At 74.0% G+C, this 19,339-nt stretch carries 16 protein-coding genes; 10 read left to right on the top strand and 6 right to left on the bottom strand.

Annotated elements, in window-relative coordinates; genetic code table 11:
* Positions 1–17: 17 nt before the first annotated feature.
* Together AB0O53_RS14875 and AB0O53_RS14870 are read right to left on the bottom strand one after the other, a co-directional pair.
* Entirely contained in the window at positions 18–407 is a 390-nt protein-coding gene (locus AB0O53_RS14875; RefSeq protein ID WP_350994514.1) for a hypothetical protein, read from the bottom strand.
* A gap of 4 nt (positions 408–411) precedes the next feature.
* Positions 412–1,266, bottom strand: coding sequence for a trypsin-like serine peptidase (locus AB0O53_RS14870; RefSeq protein WP_350994516.1), 855 nt, complete (start codon positions 1,264–1,266; stop codon positions 412–414).
* A 199-nt stretch (positions 1,267–1,465) separates the two neighbouring features.
* Between AB0O53_RS14870 and AB0O53_RS14865 the strand changes: the two genes are divergently transcribed.
* Together AB0O53_RS14865 and AB0O53_RS14860 are read left to right on the top strand one after the other, a co-directional pair.
* A complete protein-coding gene (locus AB0O53_RS14865) occupies positions 1,466–2,806 on the top strand; it encodes a ricin-type beta-trefoil lectin domain protein (protein WP_365195811.1) in 1,341 nt (446 codons plus the stop codon).
* A 74-nt stretch (positions 2,807–2,880) separates the two neighbouring features.
* Positions 2,881–4,152, top strand: coding sequence for an MFS transporter (locus AB0O53_RS14860; RefSeq protein WP_365195808.1), 1,272 nt, complete (start codon positions 2,881–2,883; stop codon positions 4,150–4,152).
* Between the two features lie 19 nt (positions 4,153–4,171).
* Here the strand turns inward: AB0O53_RS14860 and AB0O53_RS14855 are convergent, their stop codons facing one another.
* Positions 4,172–5,407 carry an amidohydrolase family protein gene (locus tag AB0O53_RS14855; RefSeq protein ID WP_350994522.1) on the bottom strand — a complete coding sequence of 412 codons (1,236 nt, stop codon included), beginning with the start codon at positions 5,405–5,407 and terminating at the stop codon, positions 4,172–4,174.
* 132 nt (positions 5,408–5,539) lie between these two features.
* Between AB0O53_RS14855 and afsR the strand changes: the two genes are divergently transcribed.
* The 4 genes from afsR to AB0O53_RS14835 all read left to right on the top strand — a co-directional run bounded on the left by afsR (position 5,540) and on the right by AB0O53_RS14835 (position 11,109).
* Entirely contained in the window at positions 5,540–8,941 is a 3,402-nt protein-coding gene (gene afsR, locus AB0O53_RS14850; protein ID WP_350994524.1) for an SARP-family global regulator AfsR, read from the top strand.
* 185 nt (positions 8,942–9,126) lie between these two features.
* Positions 9,127–9,318 carry a hypothetical protein gene (locus tag AB0O53_RS14845; RefSeq protein ID WP_350994526.1) on the top strand — a complete coding sequence of 64 codons (192 nt, stop codon included), beginning with the start codon at positions 9,127–9,129 and terminating at the stop codon, positions 9,316–9,318.
* Positions 9,319–9,480: 162 nt separating this feature from the next.
* Positions 9,481–10,209: a class I SAM-dependent methyltransferase gene (locus AB0O53_RS14840; RefSeq protein ID WP_350994528.1), complete on the top strand. Its 729-nt coding sequence runs from the start codon at positions 9,481–9,483 to the stop codon at positions 10,207–10,209.
* Between the two features lie 99 nt (positions 10,210–10,308).
* Complete coding sequence (locus tag AB0O53_RS14835) at positions 10,309–11,109, top strand: LppU/SCO3897 family protein (RefSeq protein ID WP_365195805.1); 801 nt, start codon at positions 10,309–10,311, stop codon at positions 11,107–11,109.
* A gap of 121 nt (positions 11,110–11,230) precedes the next feature.
* Here AB0O53_RS14835 and AB0O53_RS14830 read toward each other — a convergent pair whose 3' ends face one another.
* Positions 11,231–12,919: a FadD3 family acyl-CoA ligase gene (locus AB0O53_RS14830; protein ID WP_350994532.1), complete on the bottom strand. Its 1,689-nt coding sequence runs from the start codon at positions 12,917–12,919 to the stop codon at positions 11,231–11,233.
* Positions 12,920–13,015: 96 nt separating this feature from the next.
* Between AB0O53_RS14830 and AB0O53_RS14825 the strand changes: the two genes are divergently transcribed.
* From AB0O53_RS14825 to AB0O53_RS14810, 4 genes are all read left to right on the top strand, one after another.
* Positions 13,016–14,167, top strand: a complete 1,152-nt coding sequence (locus tag AB0O53_RS14825) for a lipid-transfer protein (RefSeq protein ID WP_350994534.1) — start codon at positions 13,016–13,018, stop codon at positions 14,165–14,167.
* Between the two features lie 121 nt (positions 14,168–14,288).
* On the top strand, positions 14,289–14,714 hold the full coding sequence (locus tag AB0O53_RS14820; protein ID WP_350994670.1) for a Zn-ribbon domain-containing OB-fold protein: 426 nt from the start codon (positions 14,289–14,291) through the stop codon (positions 14,712–14,714).
* Complete coding sequence (locus AB0O53_RS14815) at positions 14,711–15,487, top strand: enoyl-CoA hydratase/isomerase family protein (RefSeq protein ID WP_350994536.1); 777 nt, start codon at positions 14,711–14,713, stop codon at positions 15,485–15,487. The genes AB0O53_RS14820 and AB0O53_RS14815 overlap by 4 nt, the downstream gene beginning before the upstream one ends.
* A 236-nt stretch (positions 15,488–15,723) precedes the next feature.
* Positions 15,724–16,233, top strand: coding sequence for a hypothetical protein (locus tag AB0O53_RS14810; RefSeq protein WP_350994538.1), 510 nt, complete (start codon positions 15,724–15,726; stop codon positions 16,231–16,233).
* A gap of 108 nt (positions 16,234–16,341) precedes the next feature.
* Here the strand turns inward: AB0O53_RS14810 and AB0O53_RS14805 are convergent, their stop codons facing one another.
* The gene (locus AB0O53_RS14805) at positions 16,342–16,836 is read right to left on the bottom strand and encodes a peptidylprolyl isomerase (RefSeq protein WP_350994540.1); all 495 of its coding nucleotides are present in this window, start codon (positions 16,834–16,836) and stop codon (positions 16,342–16,344) included.
* 66 nt (positions 16,837–16,902) lie between these two features.
* Positions 16,903–19,320 carry a protein serine/threonine kinase AfsK gene (afsK, locus tag AB0O53_RS14800; protein ID WP_350994542.1) on the bottom strand — a complete coding sequence of 806 codons (2,418 nt, stop codon included), beginning with the start codon at positions 19,318–19,320 and terminating at the stop codon, positions 16,903–16,905.
* Positions 19,321–19,339: the final 19 nt, after the last annotated feature.

The following is a 19,339-nucleotide window of genomic DNA, read 5'->3' as shown; positions in this document are numbered from 1 at the left end:
CGGGCCGGGGTCGGGCCTCAGTCGGCCTGTTCGCGGATCCAGGTGTCGGTGAGGACCTCGCAGGTGCACCAGTCGCCCGTGCACGGGGTGCCGCGCTCCGCGCCGTAGGGGCCCAGCCCGGCCATGAGGCCGAGGATCTGCGTGCGTTCGGGCCCGGTGAGGGCGGGGGCCGAGGTGTTCACCAGCCGCTGCCAGTCGGACGGGTCGTCGTCCAGGTCGGCGACGTGCCGGCCGTCGACGAACAGGGTGTGGAGCGGGTGCTCGGGAAAGTCGTTGAGCCGCAGGACCCACCAGCGTCCGTCGACCCGCGCGGCGTGCGGGAAGACCCCGGAGCCCGTGGGGCGCCAGCCGGCTCCCGGAGGGGCCGGGAGCGGGACACCGCCGGTCTCCGCAGGCCCGTTCGTCATGGGACTAGCGGGAGGCGGGGGACGTGGAGGTGGCCTTCGTGTAGAGCGAGGCGGCGTACTCGCCCAGCACCGTGCTGGTGGAGACGTCGTCGGTGTCCCCGCCCGTGAGGATGCCGATGATCTTCCCGTCGCGTGCGATCCACGCGCTGCCGCTGGTGCCGCCGGGGAAGTCCGCGCAGTCGAAGCGCTGCTGGGTCGCGCTCTCGCGGACCGCGGTCGCCGTGCAGGTACGGGGGATCTTGCGGTCGGCGGGGTAACCGGTGACGGTGACCTCCTCGCCGGCCCGGCCGGTGGTGTCCAGCGCGGCCGCGCCGGTCACGTCCTCGATGGAGCGGCCCTGGGCGTCGGGGGCGAGCGTGGCGAAGGCGAGGTCGTAGTCGTCGTCCGTGCCCTCGGCCCAGCGTTCGTCCTCGAAGACCTCGTCGATCTTCCATGTGCCGTACGGGGCGGTGTCGTTGGCGTAGGCGGGCGCGAAGACGGCGGTCCCGTCGCCCTGCTTCCCGGCGAGCAGGCAGTGCCCGGCGGTGACGATGAGGTTGCGGCCGGGGCTGTGCACGACGGTGGCGGTGCAGAAGTGGTCGCTGTCCAGGCCGTCGGTGAACAGGGCGCCGGTGAAGGCGGCGGGCCCGCCCGGCGGGGGCGTCACGGCCGGCGGCAGGGTGGTCCCGGGCTGGGCGGACAGCTGGGGCTTCGGCGCGTGCGAGCGCGAGGGCCCGGTGGGCGAGGAGGAGGGCTGCGCGGCCTTCGCCCGTACGGGCGCGGCCGCCTCGGGGGGCGGCGCGAGCTCCGCCACCGCCGCGGAGGCACCCAGGGCCGCCACCGCGCACAGCACTGCCGTCACGACGCTCCGCCTGTCCACCGGCATGATGATCCTCCCGCTTTGCCCTGGCGAAGCATGCCTTGACCGCAGGGCCGGGTGCAAGGCACACGACGACCCCCGGGTAGCCGGCCCGTCACCGCCGGCAGTCAGCCCCGATCCGTCAACTCGGGTCGTGCAAGGGCTCTTTGGCCGACCGGCCTATCATCGCTTCGATTCTTGACGAGAGGGCAACGAACACGTGCGATTCACAGGCAAGCACCGGATATCCATCGTTGCCGCGGCGGCCGCGGCCGCGATCGTGGGAAGCCTTCAGCTCCCCTCCACCGCGTTCGGCACCGAGGACACCACGAGCACCACGGGCATTGCGGACAGCGCCCCGCCGGCCGGCGAAGGGCCCGCCGCCCACGCGGAGGACTCCGCCATCCACGGCAGCGACGGCACCGTCTTCCGGGACGGCGTCATGTCGCTCGGCACGCAGGCGGCGCCGAAGGCCGCCGCACGGTCGGCCGCCGCCGCGTCCGCCGCACCCGCGCCCGCCCCGCCGCAGGGCGAGGGCTGGAAGCTGAGCGGCGCGACCAAGTGGCTGGCGACCGGCTACACGATCAAGTTCTACGACCGGAAGTCCGCGGACTGGCTGGGCCCGTACGTCCAGGCCTCCGCCGCGGACCTGCGCCGCATCACGAACCTGCCGGTCACCGTCGACACCCAGCCGGTCGGCTGGGACTACGTCCGGCCCAAGGGCGAGGTGATCGTGGGCGTGCTGCACCGTCCGTGCGTCCCTCCGGCCGGCGAAGGCAGCATGGGCAGCACGGGCTGGAAGATCGTCCGCGACGGCTCCGGCACCGCCAACCTCAGCTGCGGTTTCACCAGCTCCTCCGTGGCCGAGACCGTGACCAGCGGACACGCCTACATCGACGATTCGTTCTTCACCCCGGCCGGCAAGCCCACCGCCGCCATGGGTGAGACGTACATGCGCAACCACATCAGTCACGAGCTCGGCCACACGCTGGGCCTGGCGCACGCCAACCGCAGTCTGAACAAGAGCGACTGCGTGAAGGGAACCGACTCGGGCCAGTTCCCGGTCATGTGCTCCCCCACCTACGCCTACCAGGACAAGCGGGCGGGCACCTACGTCCAGCAGTACGACGTCCAGGGCCTGCGGCGCCTCGCGGCCGGCGCCGGGGCGCTGCTGTCCCCGCAGGGCAAGGTGACCGGCATCGGCTCCAAGTGCCTGGACGTCAAGGGCGGCAAGGCCGCCAACGGCACGCAGATCCAGCTCTACACGTGCAACGGCTCCGCGGCACAGTCCTGGATCCTGGGCAAGGACGGCACCTTCCGGGCGTTCGGGAAGTGCCTGGACAACGCCCGCAACGCGAGCACCAACGGCAACAGGATCACCCTCCACGACTGCAACGGCTCGGCGGCCCAGCGCTGGTCGGTCAACCCCAAGAGGCAGATCGTCCACACGGCATCGGGCAAGGTCCTCGACGCGACCGGCGGCGCGACCGCCAACGGCACGGTGGTCCAGCTCTACACGGCGAACACGAACAAGCGCCAGGTCTGGGTCACCCCGAAGTAGTCCGGCCGGTCTGCGCAGGGACGTAGGGAAGTTGCCCGATCCGCACCGGCCCGTCTTAGAAGCACGCTGGCCCCATGGGCGACTGGGGAAGCGGACGGGTCCTGCGGGACCGCAATGCGGGGCTCTACCTGCTCGGGGTGGTGGTGTCCGGGTTCGGCACGACGGCCATGTGGCTGGTGGCCGGGATCTGGGTGAAGTCGCTCACCGGATCGGACAGCCTCGCGGCGCTGACGGTGTTCGCCATGTGGGCGCCGGTGCTCGCCGGGCCGGCGCTGGGCGTGCTCGCCGACCGGCTGCCGCGCCGGCCCCTGCTGGTGGCCGCCTGCCTGGTGATGGCCGCGCTGCTGCCGGCCCTGTGCCTGGTCGACTCGGCCGGCCGGGTGTGGCTGCTCTTCGCCGTCCTCCTCGTCTACGGGATCAGCGGCACGCTCCACGAGGCCGCGGAGGCCGCCCTGGTGGCGAAGGCGGTCGACGTCCGCCTCCTCGGGGACTTCAACGGACTGCGGATGACGGCCGGCGAGAGCATGAAGCTGCTCGCGCCGCTGGCGGGCGCCGCCCTGTTCACCCGGTTCGGCGGTGCGTCGGTGGCCCTGCTCGACGCGCTGACGTTCGCCCTGGCGGCGGGCCTGTTCCTGCTGCTGCGGGTGGACCGGGACGCACCGGGGCGGACGGCCGCGCGGGCGGAGGAGGGAGCCGGCGAGCGGGCGGGCGCACGGGCCGGTGCACGGGCGGGCGGCTTCGCCCAGGCCCTGGAGGGCGGCCGGCAGCTGTGGCACTCGCCCGTACTGCGCCCGCTGGTGTCGGCGGCCGCCGCCGTGATGTTCCTGGCCGGGATCAACGGCGCGCTGGTCTACGCGGTCGCCGACGACGTCCTCGGCCGCACGCCCGCCTACGTGGGGGTGCTGTACGCCGTGCAGGGCGCGGGTTCGGTCGTCAGCGGGCTCCTCGCGGGCCCGCTCCTGCGGCGGATGCCGGTACGGGTGTTCACGGCGGCCGGCACGGCCCTCTTCGCGCTGGGGTGCGGCGCGCGGGCGCTGCCGTACGAGGCCGCGGCCCTGACCGGCAGCGCGCTGATCGGCGCGGGCCTGCCGTGCGTGCTGATCGCCGCGCTGACCACCGTGCAGCGCGAGGTGCCCGACTCCGTCGTGGGCCGCACCGCCGCCACCGCCAACACCCTGGTCTTCGTACCGAACGCGCTGGCCCTGGCCCTGGGCGCCGGGCTCGTCGCCCTCGTGGACGTGACGCTGCTGCTGCCGGTGGTCACGGCCGCGGGCCTGGCCGTCTCGTTCCTGCTCGTGACCGCGCCGGTGGGCACGGTCACGAGCCGTCGGGGGGCACCGGCCTGACCGGGCCGGCGGCGGCCGGTCAGGCGGCGGCCGAGCCCGGGCCCGCCCACAGGCCGTCCGGGGTCAGCCCGAGGAGGTCGATCGCGTTGCCGCGCACGATGCGGTCGACCACGTCCGGCGCCAGGTGGCCCATCTGCGCCTCGCCGACCTCGCGGGACTTCGGCCAGGTGGAGTCGGAGTGGGGGTAGTCCGTCTCGTAGAGGACGTTGCCGACGCCGATCGAGTCGAGGTTCTTCAGACCGAAGGCGTCGTCGAAGAAGCAGCCGAAGACGTGCCCGGCGAAGAGCTCGGACGGCGGGCGGAGCACCTTGTCCGCGACCCCGCCCCAGCCGCGGTTCTCCTCCCAGACCACGTCCGCGCGTTCGAGGATGTACGGGATCCAGCCGATCTGGCCCTCCGCGTACATGATCTTCAGGTTGGGGAACCGCTCGAACTTGCCACTCATCAGCCAGTCGACCATGGAGAAGCAGCAGTTGGCGAAGGTGATGGTGGAGCCGACCGCCGGCGGGGCGTCCGCGGAGGTGGACGGCATCCGGGAGGAGGAGCCGATGTGCATGGCGATGACCGTGCCGGTCTCGTCGCACGCCTGCAGGAAGGGGTCCCACTCGTCGGTGTGGACGGACGGCAGGCCCAGGTGCGGGGGTATCTCGGAGAAGGCGACCGCGCGCACGCCGCGCGCCGCGTTGCGGCGGACCTCGGCGGCGGCGAGGCGGGCGTCCCAGAGCGGGACCAGGGTGAGCGGGATGAGGCGGCCGTGCGCCTCGGGGCCGCACCACTCCTCCACCATCCAGTCGTTGTAGGCCCGTACGCCGAGGAGCCCCAGCTCACGGTCCTTGGCCTCGGTGAAGGTCTGCCCGCAGAAGCGGGGGAAGGTGGGGAAGCAGAGCGCCGACTGGACGTGGTTGACGTCCATGTCGGCGAGCCGGTCGGGAACCGAGAAGGAGCCGGGGCGCATCTGCTCGTAGGTGATGACTTCCAGTTTGATCTCGTCGCGGTCGTACCCGACGGCGGTGTCGAGTCGGGTGAGCGGCCGGTGCAGGTCCTCGTACACCCACCAGTCGCCGATCGGGCCGTCGTCGCCGGGGGCTCCCATGACGGGGGCGAACTTGCCGCCGAGGAAGGTCATTTCCTTCAGCGGGGCGCGGACGATGCGGGGGCCGATGTCGCGGTATTTGGACGGGAGCCGGTCCCGCCAGACGTTGGGGGGCTCAACCGTGTGGTCGTCCACCGAGATGATCTTCGGGAAGGTCTCCATGGCTCATACGGTAGCGCTGATCTGACGAACCGTCAGCTAGTTGGTCTGTGATCGGTCATGGACGGGCTGACGTGTTCGCGCGAGACAGGGCAGACTGACCCTTACACCGACGGAAGGCAGGGGGGACGACAGATGGACGGCGTACCGGCCATCCCTCACCCGCGGAAACACCCCGAAGCCCGTGCGGCCGCCGCCGCGTCCGAAACCGGGCCCGCCGCCCGCCCCGCCGGTCCCGTACCGCCGCCGGCCACCCCGGGAACACCCCCGGACCCCGGCACGACCCGACCCGACCCGGCGGATCCCGCGGCCGCGGCCGGCGCCGGATCCGGCCAGGGCCGCGCCACCGGCGCGGCAGGCCTCGCGGACCCCACCGCCGACGGCGCGGACGACTCGGACCCGACCCGCGCCACCGCCGGTGCCGCCGCCGGAGGCAACGCCCCCGGACCGGCCGCGGACCCCGCGAACCCGGCCCGCGCCGCCGCTGCCGTCGGCGGGGACGACACCGGGCGCACCCCGGGCGGCGCAGCCGAGACCGCCGCCGCGAACGCCACCGCGACCGGCACCGCCCCGGGCCCGGCCGAGCCCGCCGCAGGCGACACCGCAGGCGACACCGCCGCCGGCACCGCGAGCGAGTCGCGATTCGCCGTCCTCGGGCCCGTCCGCGCCTGGCGGGGCGGCGAGCCCCTGCCCTCCGGCACCCCCCAGCAGCGCGCCCTGCTGGCCGTACTCCTGCTGCGCGACGGCCGCACCGCCACCGCACCCGAACTGATCGACGCCATCTGGGGCGAAGACCCCCCGCAGCAGGCCCTCGCCACCATCCGCACCTACGCCTCCCGCCTGCGCAAGGTCGTCGCCCCCGGCCTGCTCGTCACCGAGTCCGGCGGCTACGCCATCCGGCTGCGCTCCGCCGCCACCCTCGACCTCGGCGTCGCCCGCAGCCTCGCCGCCGACGCCGAGAGCGCCCGCGCCGCAGGGGACCGCTCCCTCGCCCGTACGCTCCTGGCCCGCGCCCTCGACCTGTGGGAGGGCGAACCCCTCGCCGGGGTCCCCGGCCCGCACGCCGAGACCGAGCGCATCCGGCTCGCCGAATGGCGCCTCCAGCTGCTGGAGACCCGCCTCGACCTCGACCTGGAGGTCGGCCACCACGCCGAGGCCGTCTCCGAGCTCACCGCCCTCACCGCCGCCCACCCGCTGCGCGAACGGCTGCGCGAGCTGCTCATGCTCGCCCTCTACCGCAGCGGCCGGCAGGCCGAGGCCCTCGCCGTCTACGCCGACACCCGCCGGCTCCTCGCCGACGAACTCGGCGTCGACCCGCGCCCCGAACTGGCCGCGCTCCAGCAGCGCATCCTGAACGCCGACGCCGACCTGGCCCGTGCCGAAGACCCCGCCCCGGCAGCCACCGCCGCTCACGTGAGGCCCGCCCAATTGCCCGCGACCGTACCCGACTTCACCGGCCGCTCCAGCTTCGTCCACGAGCTCGGCTCGATCCTCTCCGGCGGCGCCCAGGACCAGGTCATGGCCGTCTCCGCGCTCGCCGGCATCGGCGGCGTCGGCAAGACCACCCTCGCCGTGCACGTCGCCCACGCCGCCCGCCCGCACTTCCCCGACGGCCAGCTCTACGTCGACCTCCAGGGCACCGACGCCCGCCCCGCCGAACCGGAGGCCGTCCTCGGCTCCTTCCTGCGCGCGCTCGGCACCCCCGACACCGCCATCCCCGACTCGCCGGCCGAACGCGCCGCGCTCTACCGCTCCACCCTCGACGGCCGCCGCGTCCTGGTCCTCCTCGACAACGCCCGCGACGCCGCCCAGGTCCGTCCGCTGCTGCCCGGCACCGCCGGCTGCGCCGCCCTCGTCACCAGCCGCGTCCGCATGGCCGGCCTCGCCGGGGCCCACCTCGTCGACCTCGACGTGATGAGCCCCGACGAAGCGCTCCAGCTCTTCACCCGCATCGTCGGCGAGGAACGCGTCCGCGCCGAACGCCAGGCCGCCCTCGACGTCGTCGGCGCCTGCGGGTTCCTGCCGCTGGCCATCCGCATCGCCGCCTCCCGGCTCGCCGCCCGCCGCACCTGGACCGTCTCCGTCCTCGCCGCCAAGCTCGGCGACGAGCGCCGCCGCCTCGACGAGCTCCAGGCGGGCGACCTCGCCGTCAAGGCCACCTTCGAGCTCGGCTACGGCCAGCTGGAGCCGGCCCAGCAGCGCGCCTTCCGCCTCCTCGGCCTCGCCGACGGCCCGGACATCTCGCTGTCCGCGGCCGCCGCCGTCCTCGACCTGCCCGAGTACGACACCGAGGACCTCCTGGAGGCTTTAGTCGACTGCTCGCTGCTCGAATCCGCCGCCCCCGGCCGCTACCGCTTCCACGACCTCGTACGGCTCTACGCGCGTGCCTGCGCCGAACGCGACGAACAGCCGCCGAGCGGGCGCGAGGCGGCCCTGGACCGCCTCCTGGACTTCTACCTGGCCACCGCCTCCGGGGTGTACGCGCTGGAACGCCCCGGCGACCGGCTGCCCGCGCACCTCTCCGACACCCACTACCCCGGACTGGTCTTCGCCGCGCCGCGCGCCGCCCTGGACTGGCTGTACACCGAGGCCGGCCCGCTGCTGGCCTGCGTCCGCCAGGCCTCCGTACGCGGCGGCGACTCGCCGGTCCTGCGCCGGGCCGTCGACCTGCTGTGGGCGGCGAAGGACCTGGCCGAGTCCGGGGCCAACTCCAAGCAGTACGAGTCGGCCGCGACCGCCCTGCGCGACGCCGCCCAGGCCGCCAAGGACCCGTACGCCGAGGGCCGCGCCCGCACCACCCTCACCAACGTGCACCTGGTCGCCGGCCGCTTCGCCGAGGCCGACGACGAGGCCCGCCAGGCCACGGCCCTGGCCCGCGAGGCCGGCGACCCGCTGCCCAGCTGCTGGGCGCCCAACGACCGGGGGATCATCGCCCTCTACGAGGGACGCCACGCGGACGGCGAGCGCTACCTGCTGCAGGCCATCCGCAACTTCCGCGCCGACGGCAACAACGTCGGCGAGGCGAGCGCCCTGTGCAACCTGTCCCGCATCCACGTGGAACTGGGCCGCCTCACCAGCGCCATAGACCTCGCGCAGCAGGGCATCGCCATCTACGACCGGATGGGCCTGTCCCTGCGGCTGGCCAACGGCCGCTACGCGCTGGGCATCGCGCTCACCCAGGCCGGCCGGCTCGGCGAGGCCCTCGCACAGCTCACCGAGGCGCTGGCGCTGTTCCACGACAACCGGCAGCCGCTGTGGGAGGGCGTGACCCACTTCCGGCTGGCCGTGGCCCATCTCGCCGCCCGCCGGCCCACCCTGGCGGCGGCGCACGCCGAACAGGCCATCGCGCTGCGCGGCATCGGCGGGGAGTGGCGGCGCGCGACCGTGCTGACGGTGCTGGGCAAGGCGCTGCGGCGGCTGGGTCAGACGGACCGGGCGCGGGCGTGCTGGCGGGACGCGGAGACGGTCTTCAAGCAGCTCGGTTCGGCCGAACTGGGCGAGGTACAGAACCTCCTGGCCACGGAGATCGCCGCCTGATCGCAGCTTTGACCTGCGCGGACGGGTGTTGAACGAGGCGTTCATCGTTCGTTTATCGCCGGACGGCACGATAGGTGCATCGACCCGGTGCGTCGGGGGACATCCGGGCCGGTTGGAAGGATCACCCGTTCGGCGGTCATCGGGGGAATCGCCGAACGGGTCCCACCCATCCATCAGGAGAACCGATGACGACGAACGAGAACATCCTGCCGAACGACGGCACCATCAAGCCGCTCGACAACCACGCCTCGGGCGTCGAGATCGAGACCCTGGACAACCACGCCTCGGGCATCGAGATCAAGCCGACGACCGAGGACCCGGCCGCGGGTGAGGAGATCCAGACGCTGGACAACCACGCGTCCGGTCCGCGCCCGTAACCACCGCACGACGTACGGGGGAGCCCACGGGGGAAACGGGGGGCTCGGGGGAGCAACGGGGGGACGGCGGTCGCGGTGGCCCGGAGGGGGAGCCACCGCGACCGCCGCACACGTGTGTCCGGGAGCCCGGCCGGGCCGACGGGCGCGGCATAGGCTGGGGGCGTGTTCTCCTCCCACGGGCCGAGCGTCCGCGAACTGGCAGTGCAGGGCCTCTCCTCCGTCGAGCGGGGCTACGACCTGCTCGCGCCGAAGTTCGACCACACCCCCTTCCGCACCCCGGACCGGATGCTCGACGCGGTCGAGGAGACCCTCGCCCAGCGGGAGGGCGCTTTCGGCGCCGGCCTGGACGTGTGCTGCGGCACGGGCGCCGGTATCGGCATGCTGCGGCGGCTGTGCCGGGACCGGGTCACCGGGGTGGACCTCAGCGCGGGCATGCTCGCCGAAGCCGGGCGCACCCACACCGGCGACGACCGGGTGGACTTCGTACGGGCCGACGCGCGGGCCCTGCCCGCCGGCCTGGCCGGCTCCTACGACCTGGCGGTCAGCTTCGGGGCCTTCGGCCACTTCCTGCCCTCCGAGCGGCCCGCGCTCTTCTCGGGGGTCCGCTCCGCGCTGCGCGAGGGCGGGGTCTTCGCCTTCCCGATCGGCGCCCCGATCCCGCCGAGTTCACCGGTGTGGTGGGCGGTGACGGGCTTCGACGCCGCGATGCGGGTGCGCAACGCGGTGTGGCGGCCGCCGTTCGTCATGTACTACCGGACCTTCCCGCTGAGCGGGGTGCGCGCCGACCTGCGGGCGGCCGGCTTCACGGTGGAGACGGTCCCGCTGGAGCACTTCGGGCGCCAGGCCGGCGGCGCACCGCGCTGGCGGCTGGTGCTGGCCCGCCGCCTCTGAGAGTCGGCGGAACGGCTGCGTCACCATCGGGACACCGGGCACCATGCGTGAGGAACCCTCAGGCAGCCTGCGCACCACCCTCACTCCCTGGAGCAGCCCGTGTCGTCACAGGAAATGCTCATCACGATCACTCCCCAGCAGGCCGCCCACGGTGTGATCCTCCCCGTGGAGCTGCCGTCGGGCCCGGTCCGCCTGCGCATACCCCCCTGCCGGCACGGCGACCTCGTCAAGGTCCGCGTCGGCTCCGAGGAGGTGCGCTTACGCATCCACGTGTCCGGTGCGGGGGCGGCGTGGATCGCGGGGGCCGGCGGCATCACTCCCCCGCCCGCGGCGGACACGGTCGCGCAGCAGCCCGCCGCGGCCCCTGCCCCTGCCCCTGCCCCTGCCCCGCAAACGGGCGGCGGGCGCGGCTGCCTGGTGGGGCTGGCCGTCGCCGCACTGCTGGTCATCGGCTACTTCGCGCTCAGCGCCGGCGACGACGGGGACGATTCCAAACCCGCCGCCGACGCGACACCCACCTGGTCGTCCTCGTGGACCCCCTCCCCCACCCCGTCGCCCTGGGCATCGACGCCCGAGGCCGCCGCCACCACCCCGTACGACCCAGTTCCGAGCGCCGAGCCCAGCCCCGAGCCGAGCCCCTTCGACCGCGGCACCTGCCTGAACGGACAGCTCCCGGACTCCACGACGCCCCGCAGCGTCAGCGGCGTCGAGGAGGTCCCCTGCTCGGCGTCCGACGCGCACTACCGGGTGATCGAGAGCATCCCCGGCACCTCGGACCTGAACAGCTGCAACGACAACCCGAAGACCCAGTACGCCTTCTCCTACCGCTACATGCGCGGCTCGATCGTCCTCAACCAGTACGTGTACTGCCTGGTGGGCATCGGCTCCTACGCCCGCTGACCCGGGGGCCGCAGGGCACCGACCCCCGGGGGTGGTTTATCGCGCCTGCACGATCACGACGGCGGGGCGTGACAGCCCCGGTGGAGTGCGCCGGGAGCCTCGAAGTCGTGGCCGTCAGCCTTCAGGGACGGGCGCGGAGGTCGCGTTTGAGGACCTTGCCGCTCGCGTTGCGCGGGAGTTCGGTGACGAACTCCACCGTGCGCGGGACCTTGTAGTTGGCCATCTCCCTGCGGGACCAGGCGATCAGGTCGTCGGCGGTGAGGGTGGAGCCGGGGCGGCGGACCGCGTAGGCCTTGCCGACCTCGCCCAGGCGCGGGTCGGGGACGCCGACGACCGCCACGTCCGCGATGTCCGGGTGCAGTCCGAGCAGTTGCTCTATCTCGGCCGGGTAGGCGTTGAAGCCGCCGACGATGAACATGTCCTTGATCCGGTCGGTGATGCGCAGGTTGCCGCCCCCGTCCAGCACGCCCACGTCCCCGGTGAGGAGCCAGCCGTCCGGGGTGATCGCCGCGGCCGTCTCGTCGGGGTCCTCGAAGTACCCCTGCATGACGTTGTAGCCGCGGACCGCGATCTCGCCGGCCCGCCCGGCCGGCAGGGGCCGCCCGCCGCCGTCCAGGACCGCGACCTCCGTGTCCGGGATGGCCCGGCCCGAGGTGGCCGAGACGACCTCGGCGGGGTCGCCCCGGCGGCACATGGTGACGATGCCGCCGGCCTCGGAGAGCCCGTAGGCGGTCAGGACGGTGGCGATGTGCAGTTCCTCGCGCAGGCGCTCGACGAGCCGGAGCGGGACCACGGCCGCGCCGGTGACGACCAGGCGCAGGGCGGAGAGGTCGTGGTGGGCGCGCTGCGGGTGGTCCAGGAGGGACTGGTGCAGGGTGGGCGGGCCGGGCAGCACGGAGATCCGCTCCGCGGCGATGTTGGCGAGGACGGTGTCCACGTTGAAGACGGACTGCGGGACCATCGTCGCCCCGCGCATCAGGCAGGCGATGATCCCGGCCTTGTAGCCGAAGGTGTGGAAGAAGGGGTTCACGATCAGGTAGCGGTCGCCCTCGCGCAGGCCGGCGAGCCCGCTCCACACGTCGTAGCAGCGCAGCGACTGGGCGTGGGTGATGACGGCGCCCTTGGGGCTGCCGGTGGTGCCGGAGGTGAAGATGATGTCGGAGGGGGCGTCGGGGCTGATGGCCTCGGCGCGCTCGCGGACCGCCCCCGCCGTGACCCGGTCCCCGCCCGCGAGGAAGTCCTTCCAGGTGCGGAAGGTGTCGGGGGCGTCCTCGGCGAGGACGACGACCTGCTCCAGGTGCGGCAGCCCCGGCAGGGGCCCGCGCCCGGGCCCCTCGGCGGCGGCCCGGCGCAGGGAGGCCACGTAGGAGGTGCCGAGGAAGGTGCCGGTGACGAAGAGCAGCCGGGCCCGGCTGCGCCGCAGGACGTACGCCGCTTCCGTGCCCTTGAAACGGGTGTTGAGCGGGACGAGGACGGCGCCCGCCGAGACGGCGCCGAGCGCGGAGACGATCCAGTCCAGGGTGTTGGGCGCCCAGACGGCCACGCGGTCGCCGGGCTCCACCCCGGCGGCGACGCAGGCCGCCGCGGCACGTTCGACGCGCTCCCCGAGCTGCGCGTAGGTGATCCGGACCCGACCGTCGACGACGGCCTCGCGGTCGCCGTACCGTGCCGCGGCCGCCCGGACGAGCCCCGCGACGGTGCCCCAGCGCAGGTCCCCGCGCGCGTCCTCGCCCACGCCCGCGCGCGCACCCTCGCACGCGTCCCCGCGCGCGTCCCGGCGTACGTCCTCGCGCAGCCCGTCGTCGCCCATGCGTGCCACCCTCCCGCGAACCCAGTAGCTGACTATCCGTCAGATTAGCTGTAGCCTTCGCGGCTGTCAGTACTGGCGCACTCCCCGGAGGTGGCGATGGCGGCAACGCTCAAGGACGCTACGGCGATAGTCGGCATCGGCCAGACCGCCTTTGCCAAACATCTGCCGCAGTCCGAGAAGGAACTGGCCTGCCGGGCGATCCTGGCCGCCCTCGCCGACGCCGGCATCGACCCCGGCGAGGTCGACGCCTTCTCCTCCTACACGATGGAGGAGACCGACGAGGTCGAGGTCGCCAAGGCCATCGGCGCCGGCGACGTCACCTTCTTCTCCAAGATCGGCTACGGCGGCGGCGGTTCCTGCGCCACCGTCGGCCACCTCGCCGCCGCCGTCGCCACCGGCCAGGCCACCGTCGGCGTCGCCTGGCGCTCCCGCAAACGCGGCTCCGGCCCGCGCCCCTGGAAGAACACCGCCGTCCAGTTGCCCACCCCCGGCCAGTGGACCCGGCCCTTCGGCCTGCTGCGCCCCGCCGACGAGATCGGCATGCTGGCCCGCCGCTACATGCACGAGTACGGCGCCACCCGCGACCACCTCTTCAACGTGGCCATGGCCTGCCGCAACCGGGCCAACGAGAACCCCGCCGCGATGATGTACGAACGCCCGCTGACCCGCGAGATGTACATGACCTCCCGCATGATCAGCGACCCGCTCTGCCTCTTCGACAACTGCCTGGAGACCGACGGGGCGCTCGCCTGCGTGATCGTCTCCGCCGAACGGGCCCGCGACTGCCGCCACAAGCCCGTCTACGTCCACTCCGCCGCCCAGGGCCTGCCCTCCCAGCACCACGGCATGGTCAACTACTGGAACGACGACCCCCTGTCCGGGCCCGCCTGGACCGCCGCCCGCCACCTGTGGAAGCAGGCCGACTTCGGCCCGCAGGACGTCGACGTCGCCCAGATATACGACGCCTTCACCCCGCTCATCCCGCTCTCCCTGGAGGGCTACGGCTTCTGCGGCCGCGGCGAGGGCGCCGCCTTCACCGAGGGCGGGGCCCTGGAACTGGGCGGCCGGCTCCCCATCAACACCGGCGGCGGCGGCCTGTCCGAGGCGTACGTCCACGGCTTCAACCTGATCAACGAGGGCGTCAAACAGCTGCGCGGCGTCTCCACCGCCCAGGTGCCGGACGCCGCCACCTGCCTGGTGACGGCGGGCGAAGGCGTCCCGACGTCCGCGATCCTGCTGAGGAGCTGACCGACCGATGACCACCGCCCCCGAAGCCGCCGCGTCCGGAGCCGCCCCGTCCGCGGACGCCCTGTCCGGACCCGCCCCGTCCGCGGACGCCCTGTCCGAAGCCGCCCCGTCCGCGGACGCCCTGCTGCTGCCCGTCCCCGACGAGGACGGCGCCCCCTTCTGGGAGTACGCCGCCCGCGGCGAACTGCGCGTCCAGGCCTGCACCGCGTGCGGCAGGCTCCGCTTCCCGCCCCGCCCCTGCTGCCCGCACTGCCGGTCCTTCGACAGCGAGTGGCGCCGCATGAGCGGCCGCGGCCGCATCTGGTCCTACGTCCGGCCGCACCCGCCGCTGCTGCCCGCCTATGCCGCGCAGGCTCCGTACAACGTGATCCTCGTGGAGCTCGCCGACGCCCCGCACATCCGGCTCGCCGGGAACCTGGTCACCTCCGCCGACGCCCCCCTCGACTCGATGGACCCGGCCCGGCTGCGCATCGGCGCGCGGGTCCACGTGGTCTTCACCGAGACGGGCGGCATGGCGGTGCCGCGCTGGCTCCTGGAGAAGTCGTGACGCTACGGGTGGAGCGGGACAAGGCGACCGGCGTCGCGGTGGTCACCCTGGACCGGCAGCACCGGCACAACGCCGTCGACCTTGCCACCGCCGCCGCACTGGGCGAGGCGTGGCGCGAGCTCCGGTTCGCCGAGGAGGTACGGGCGGTCGTGCTGACCGGCGCCGGGACGGCCGCCTTCTGCACGGGCATCGACCGCGGCGTCGACGTGCCCCAGCCCGCCTCCCCCTACTCCGCCGACGACCCGCTGATCGCGATCGGCCCGAAGTCCTGCGACCTGTGGAAGCCGGTGATCGCCGCCGTCAACGGCATGGCCTGCGGCGGGGCCTTCTACCTGCTGGGCGAGTCGGAGTTCCTCATCGCCTCGGAGACGGCCACCTTCTTCGACCCGCACACCACGTACGGGATGGTCAGCGCCTACGAGGCCGTGTACATGGCGCAGCGCATGCCGTTCGGCGAGGCCGCCCGGATGTCCCTGATGGGCACGGCCGAACGGCTCTCCGCGCGCCGGGCCCACGAGATCGGCCTGGTCTCGGAACTGGCTGCGCCGGACGGGCTGCTCCCGGCGGCCCTGCGGGCGGCGCAGACCCTGGCCGGCTTCCCGACGGAGGCCGTGCAGGGCACCGTACGGGCCCTGTGGTCGGCGAAGCAGGCCGCCCTCCAGCAGGCCCTCGCGCAGGCCCCGGCGCTGATCGCCCTGGGCAACCTGCGGCCGGAACAGCAGGCGGAACTCTTCACGAACCGCCGCACGGCCCCGGAGCCGCGGGTGAGGTGAGCACGGTCCGGAGTCGGTCGAGCCGGGTCGGTGAGGGCGGCAAGTCTGCTTGGCCCGCGGACAATTGCCATGTTTATGATCAGGGCCTTCCGACGGGGGAGGCACGACATGGCAGGGAATTCCGGCCGGGCGGGAGACCGCCGACAGGCGGGCAGCGCCGGCGCACAGGTGGACATGCGGCTGCACGGCGAACCGGGGCCGCCGGCTCCGAGCGCCGGCGGGGAAGGGAACTAGAGGTGGGCCGCCTCCGGGACAAGTGGAGGGGGACCCGGTACCCCGCCCCGGGCACCCGGGCCATTCCCACACAGGAGCTGCGGACCGCGCTGCTCGCCCTCAACGGGACGGGAGCGCCGTTCAGCGTCCGCGAGGCCGGCGGCGGCGTCGACCTGATCGCGGAGTGGACGTGCCTGGAACCGGCCACCGGCTCCGGGCTCGGCCGCGAGCAGGTGGAGCGGACGTTCAGGATCTCCCTGCGCCTGCTCGCCGAGGAGCGCGAGGTACGGGCCGCGGACGAGCAGCGGACGGTGACCCGCGCGGGACCCGCGCCCGGCCGGACCGTGGGCAAGGGCCACGGCAAGGGGCCCATCCGCTGGGCCCACAAGCAGTGGACCTACGAGAAGGGGCCCGACGGGCGCCGGCAGAAGACCGTGACGTTCGACGTGAACGTCACGAGGGACATGAAGGACCCCCTGCGCTCGGCCGTCCTCGGCGCAGGATGGACCTGGCGCGGCGTCCGCACGCCGTGACCGGGGCGGCGCGCCGACGCCGCCGAGCCGCACGGCGGAGGCCCCACCCCGCGACGGGGTGGGGCCTCCGGCCGTGCCACACGGGTGTGGACCCGGGTACGGGTGGGATCAGGCCTCGACGACGCCGGACGCGGCGATCTCGACCTTGCCCTTGGGGGCGCCGGACTGGGAGCCCAGGGCCTCGATCTGGTCGACGAGCTCCTGGCCCTCGACGACCTCGCCGAAGACGACGTGCTTGCCGTCGAGCCACGAGGTGACGACCGTGGTGATGAAGAACTGCGAGCCGTTGGTGTTGCGGCCGGCGTTCGCCATCGACAGCAGGTACGGGCGGTCGTGCTTCAGCTGGAAGTTCTCGTCCTCGAACTTCTCGCCGTAGATGGACTTGCCGCCGGTGCCGTTGTGGTTGGTGAAGTCACCGCCCTGCAGCATGAACTGGGGGATGACGCGGTGGAAGCCCGAGCCGGCGTAGCCGTAGCCGTTCTGGCCGGTGGCCAGCTCACGGAAGTTGCGCGCCGTCTTCGGGACGACCTCGTCGAAGAGGTTGAAGACGATGCGGCCGGCGGGGGCGCCGTTGATGGTGATGTCGAAGTAGACGTTGCTCATGGGGTCCATCCTGTCACTCCCGGTGCGGTGCGCTACCCGGCGGGGCCGGACCCGGCCCCTGCCGGGTCACCCGCTCGTACGGGTGCCCGTGCCCTTCGCCGCGTCCAGGGCGTACACGCAGCGGTCCTTGCTGCACGCGTACACCACGCCCGCCTCCGCGACCGGGGCCCCCGTGATCTCGCCGCCCGTGGCCAGCTTCCAGCGGAGCTGGCCGCCCGCCGCGTCCAGCGTGTACAGGCAGTGGTCGGCCGATCCGAAGTGCACCCGGCCGTCCGCGACCGCGGGCAGGCCCGTGATCTCGCCGCCCGCCGCGAACCGCCACTTCGGCGTGCCGGTGACCGCGTCCAGCGTGTAGAGCGCGCTGCCCGCGCCCAGGTGGACGTTGCCGCCGACCACCAGCACCGGGTCGGAGGACTGCCGCGACTCCGTCGCGATCCGCCAGCGGTCCTGGCCGGTGGCCGCGTCCAGGGCGTAGACGGTGCCCAGGTAGTCGGCGAGGTAGACGCCGCCGCCCGTGACGGCCGCGCCCGGCGCGAACGCCGGGGGCGCCAGGAAGACCGCGGGGGCCTCGAAGTGCCAGCGGACCCGGCCCGAGGCCCGGTCCACCGAGAGCACCCGGGTGCCGGCCGCGACGTACACGTTGCCGTCGGGGGCGGGCGTGACCCGGACGGGCACGTTCCCGCAGGATCCGGCGTCGCCGATCGGGTACGACCAGGCCTCGCGGCCGCTGCGGGCGTCCAGGGCGCGCAGCCGCGCGTCCTGCCACACGTACACCGTGCCCTCGTGGAGGACGGGGGCCGCCTCCGGGGTCTCGAAGTCGCTCTGCGCGCCCGTCAGCTCCCACAGCTTCTGGCCGCTGGACCCCTCCCAGGCCTGTACGCCGCCGCCGCGCGTGGCGGTGACGACCGTGCCGCGCTCGGCGCGCAGGGCGTACACCCAGGCGTCGGTGGACAGCCGCCACCGCTCGGAGCCGTCGGAGGCGTCGAGCGCGTAGAGGGAGGGCCCGTCGGAGGCGTGGATCCGGCCGTCGGCGACCGCCATCGACCAGGCGACGTCGCGGGTCTTGAACTGGCGGCGGCCGCTGGCCACGTCCAGGGCGTGGACCTCGAAGGAGGTCACGTACAGCAGGTTGCCCGCGACGGCCGGGGTGCCCCAGACCTCGTTCGACATGCGGAAGCGCCACGGACGCCAGCGGCCGCTGTCCGGGGACGCGCCGGGGCCCGGGACGGACGGGGTGACCGGCCCGGTGGCATGGGCCGGGGCGGACCCGTCGGGCGGACGCACCCAGCCGGTCGCCGCATCCGAGGCCGGGGTGTGCGACGCCGACGCCGCGGCCGTCGCGAACGGGCCGGGCCCGATCGGCACCGGCGAGCCGCCCAGGCGCACGGGCTCGCCCGACGGCACCGGGGACCTCGGCGGGTGGTGCGGGCGCTGCGGCACGGCCTGGCCGGTACGCGGGTCCACCCAGCCCTCGGCACCCCGCGGACGGCGGTGCGTGGCCTGCTCGGACACCGGACCGCGGGCCGCTGCGCCGCCGCCACCGCCGCCCCGGCCGTCGCGGCCGGGCGCGGGCACGGCCGCGGCGGGCGTACGGTTCCCCGCGCGCCGGGCCTCGATCATCGCGACGGCCCGGCCCGGCAGCCACGCCGAGGCGGTGCCGCTGTCGTCGCCGCCGTCGAAGAGGTGCGGGGCCAGCTGCGCCTGCAGGTCGGCCGGGGTGGGCCGCAGCGAGGCGTCCATCTGCATGCAGGACTCGATCAGCGGCCGCAGCTCCTCCGGGAGGCCCTCCAGGTTCGGCCCCTCGCGCAGCAGCATGAAGACCGTCTCCACCGGGTTCGCCCCGTGGTACGGCGGGTGTCCGGTCGCGGCGAAGACGAGGGTGGAGCCGAGCGAGAAGACGTCGCTGGCGCCCTTGACGCTGCGCGAGTCCTTCGCCTGCTCGGGCGACATGTAGGCGGGGGTGCCGACGGCGACGTTCGTCATGGTCAGGCGGGTGTTCGAGACACCGCTCGCGATGCCGAAGTCGATCACGCGCGGGCCGTCCTCGACCACGAGCACGTTCGACGGCTTGAGGTCGCGGTGCACCAGCCCGGCGCCGTGGATGGACTGCAGGGCCTCGGCGATGCCGGCGGCGAGCCACCGTACGGCCTGGGCGGGCATCGGCCCGCACTCGTTGACGATCTCCTCCAGGGAGGGCGCCGGGACGTACGCGGTGGCCAGCCACGGCACGGCGGCCCGCGGGTCGGCGTCGACCACGGCCGCCGTGTAGAAGCCGGACACGGCACGCGCCGCCTCCACCTCGCGGGTGAAGCGGACGCGGAAGAGCTGGTCCTCGGCCAGCTCGGTGCGCACCGTCTTGATCGCGACCCGCCGTCCGGACGCGGACCGCGCGAGATAGACCAGCCCCATGCCGCCGGCGCCGAGCCGTCCCAGCACCTCGAAGGGGCCGATCCGTCTCGGGTCGTGCTGCGTCAGCTGCTCCACCACTCGCCTCCACACCTCC

This window comes from Streptomyces erythrochromogenes, assembly GCF_040684695.1.
Classification (GTDB): Bacteria; Actinomycetota; Actinomycetes; order Streptomycetales; family Streptomycetaceae; genus Streptomyces; species Streptomyces erythrochromogenes_C.
This window is presented reverse-complemented; position numbering and strand designations above follow the sequence as displayed.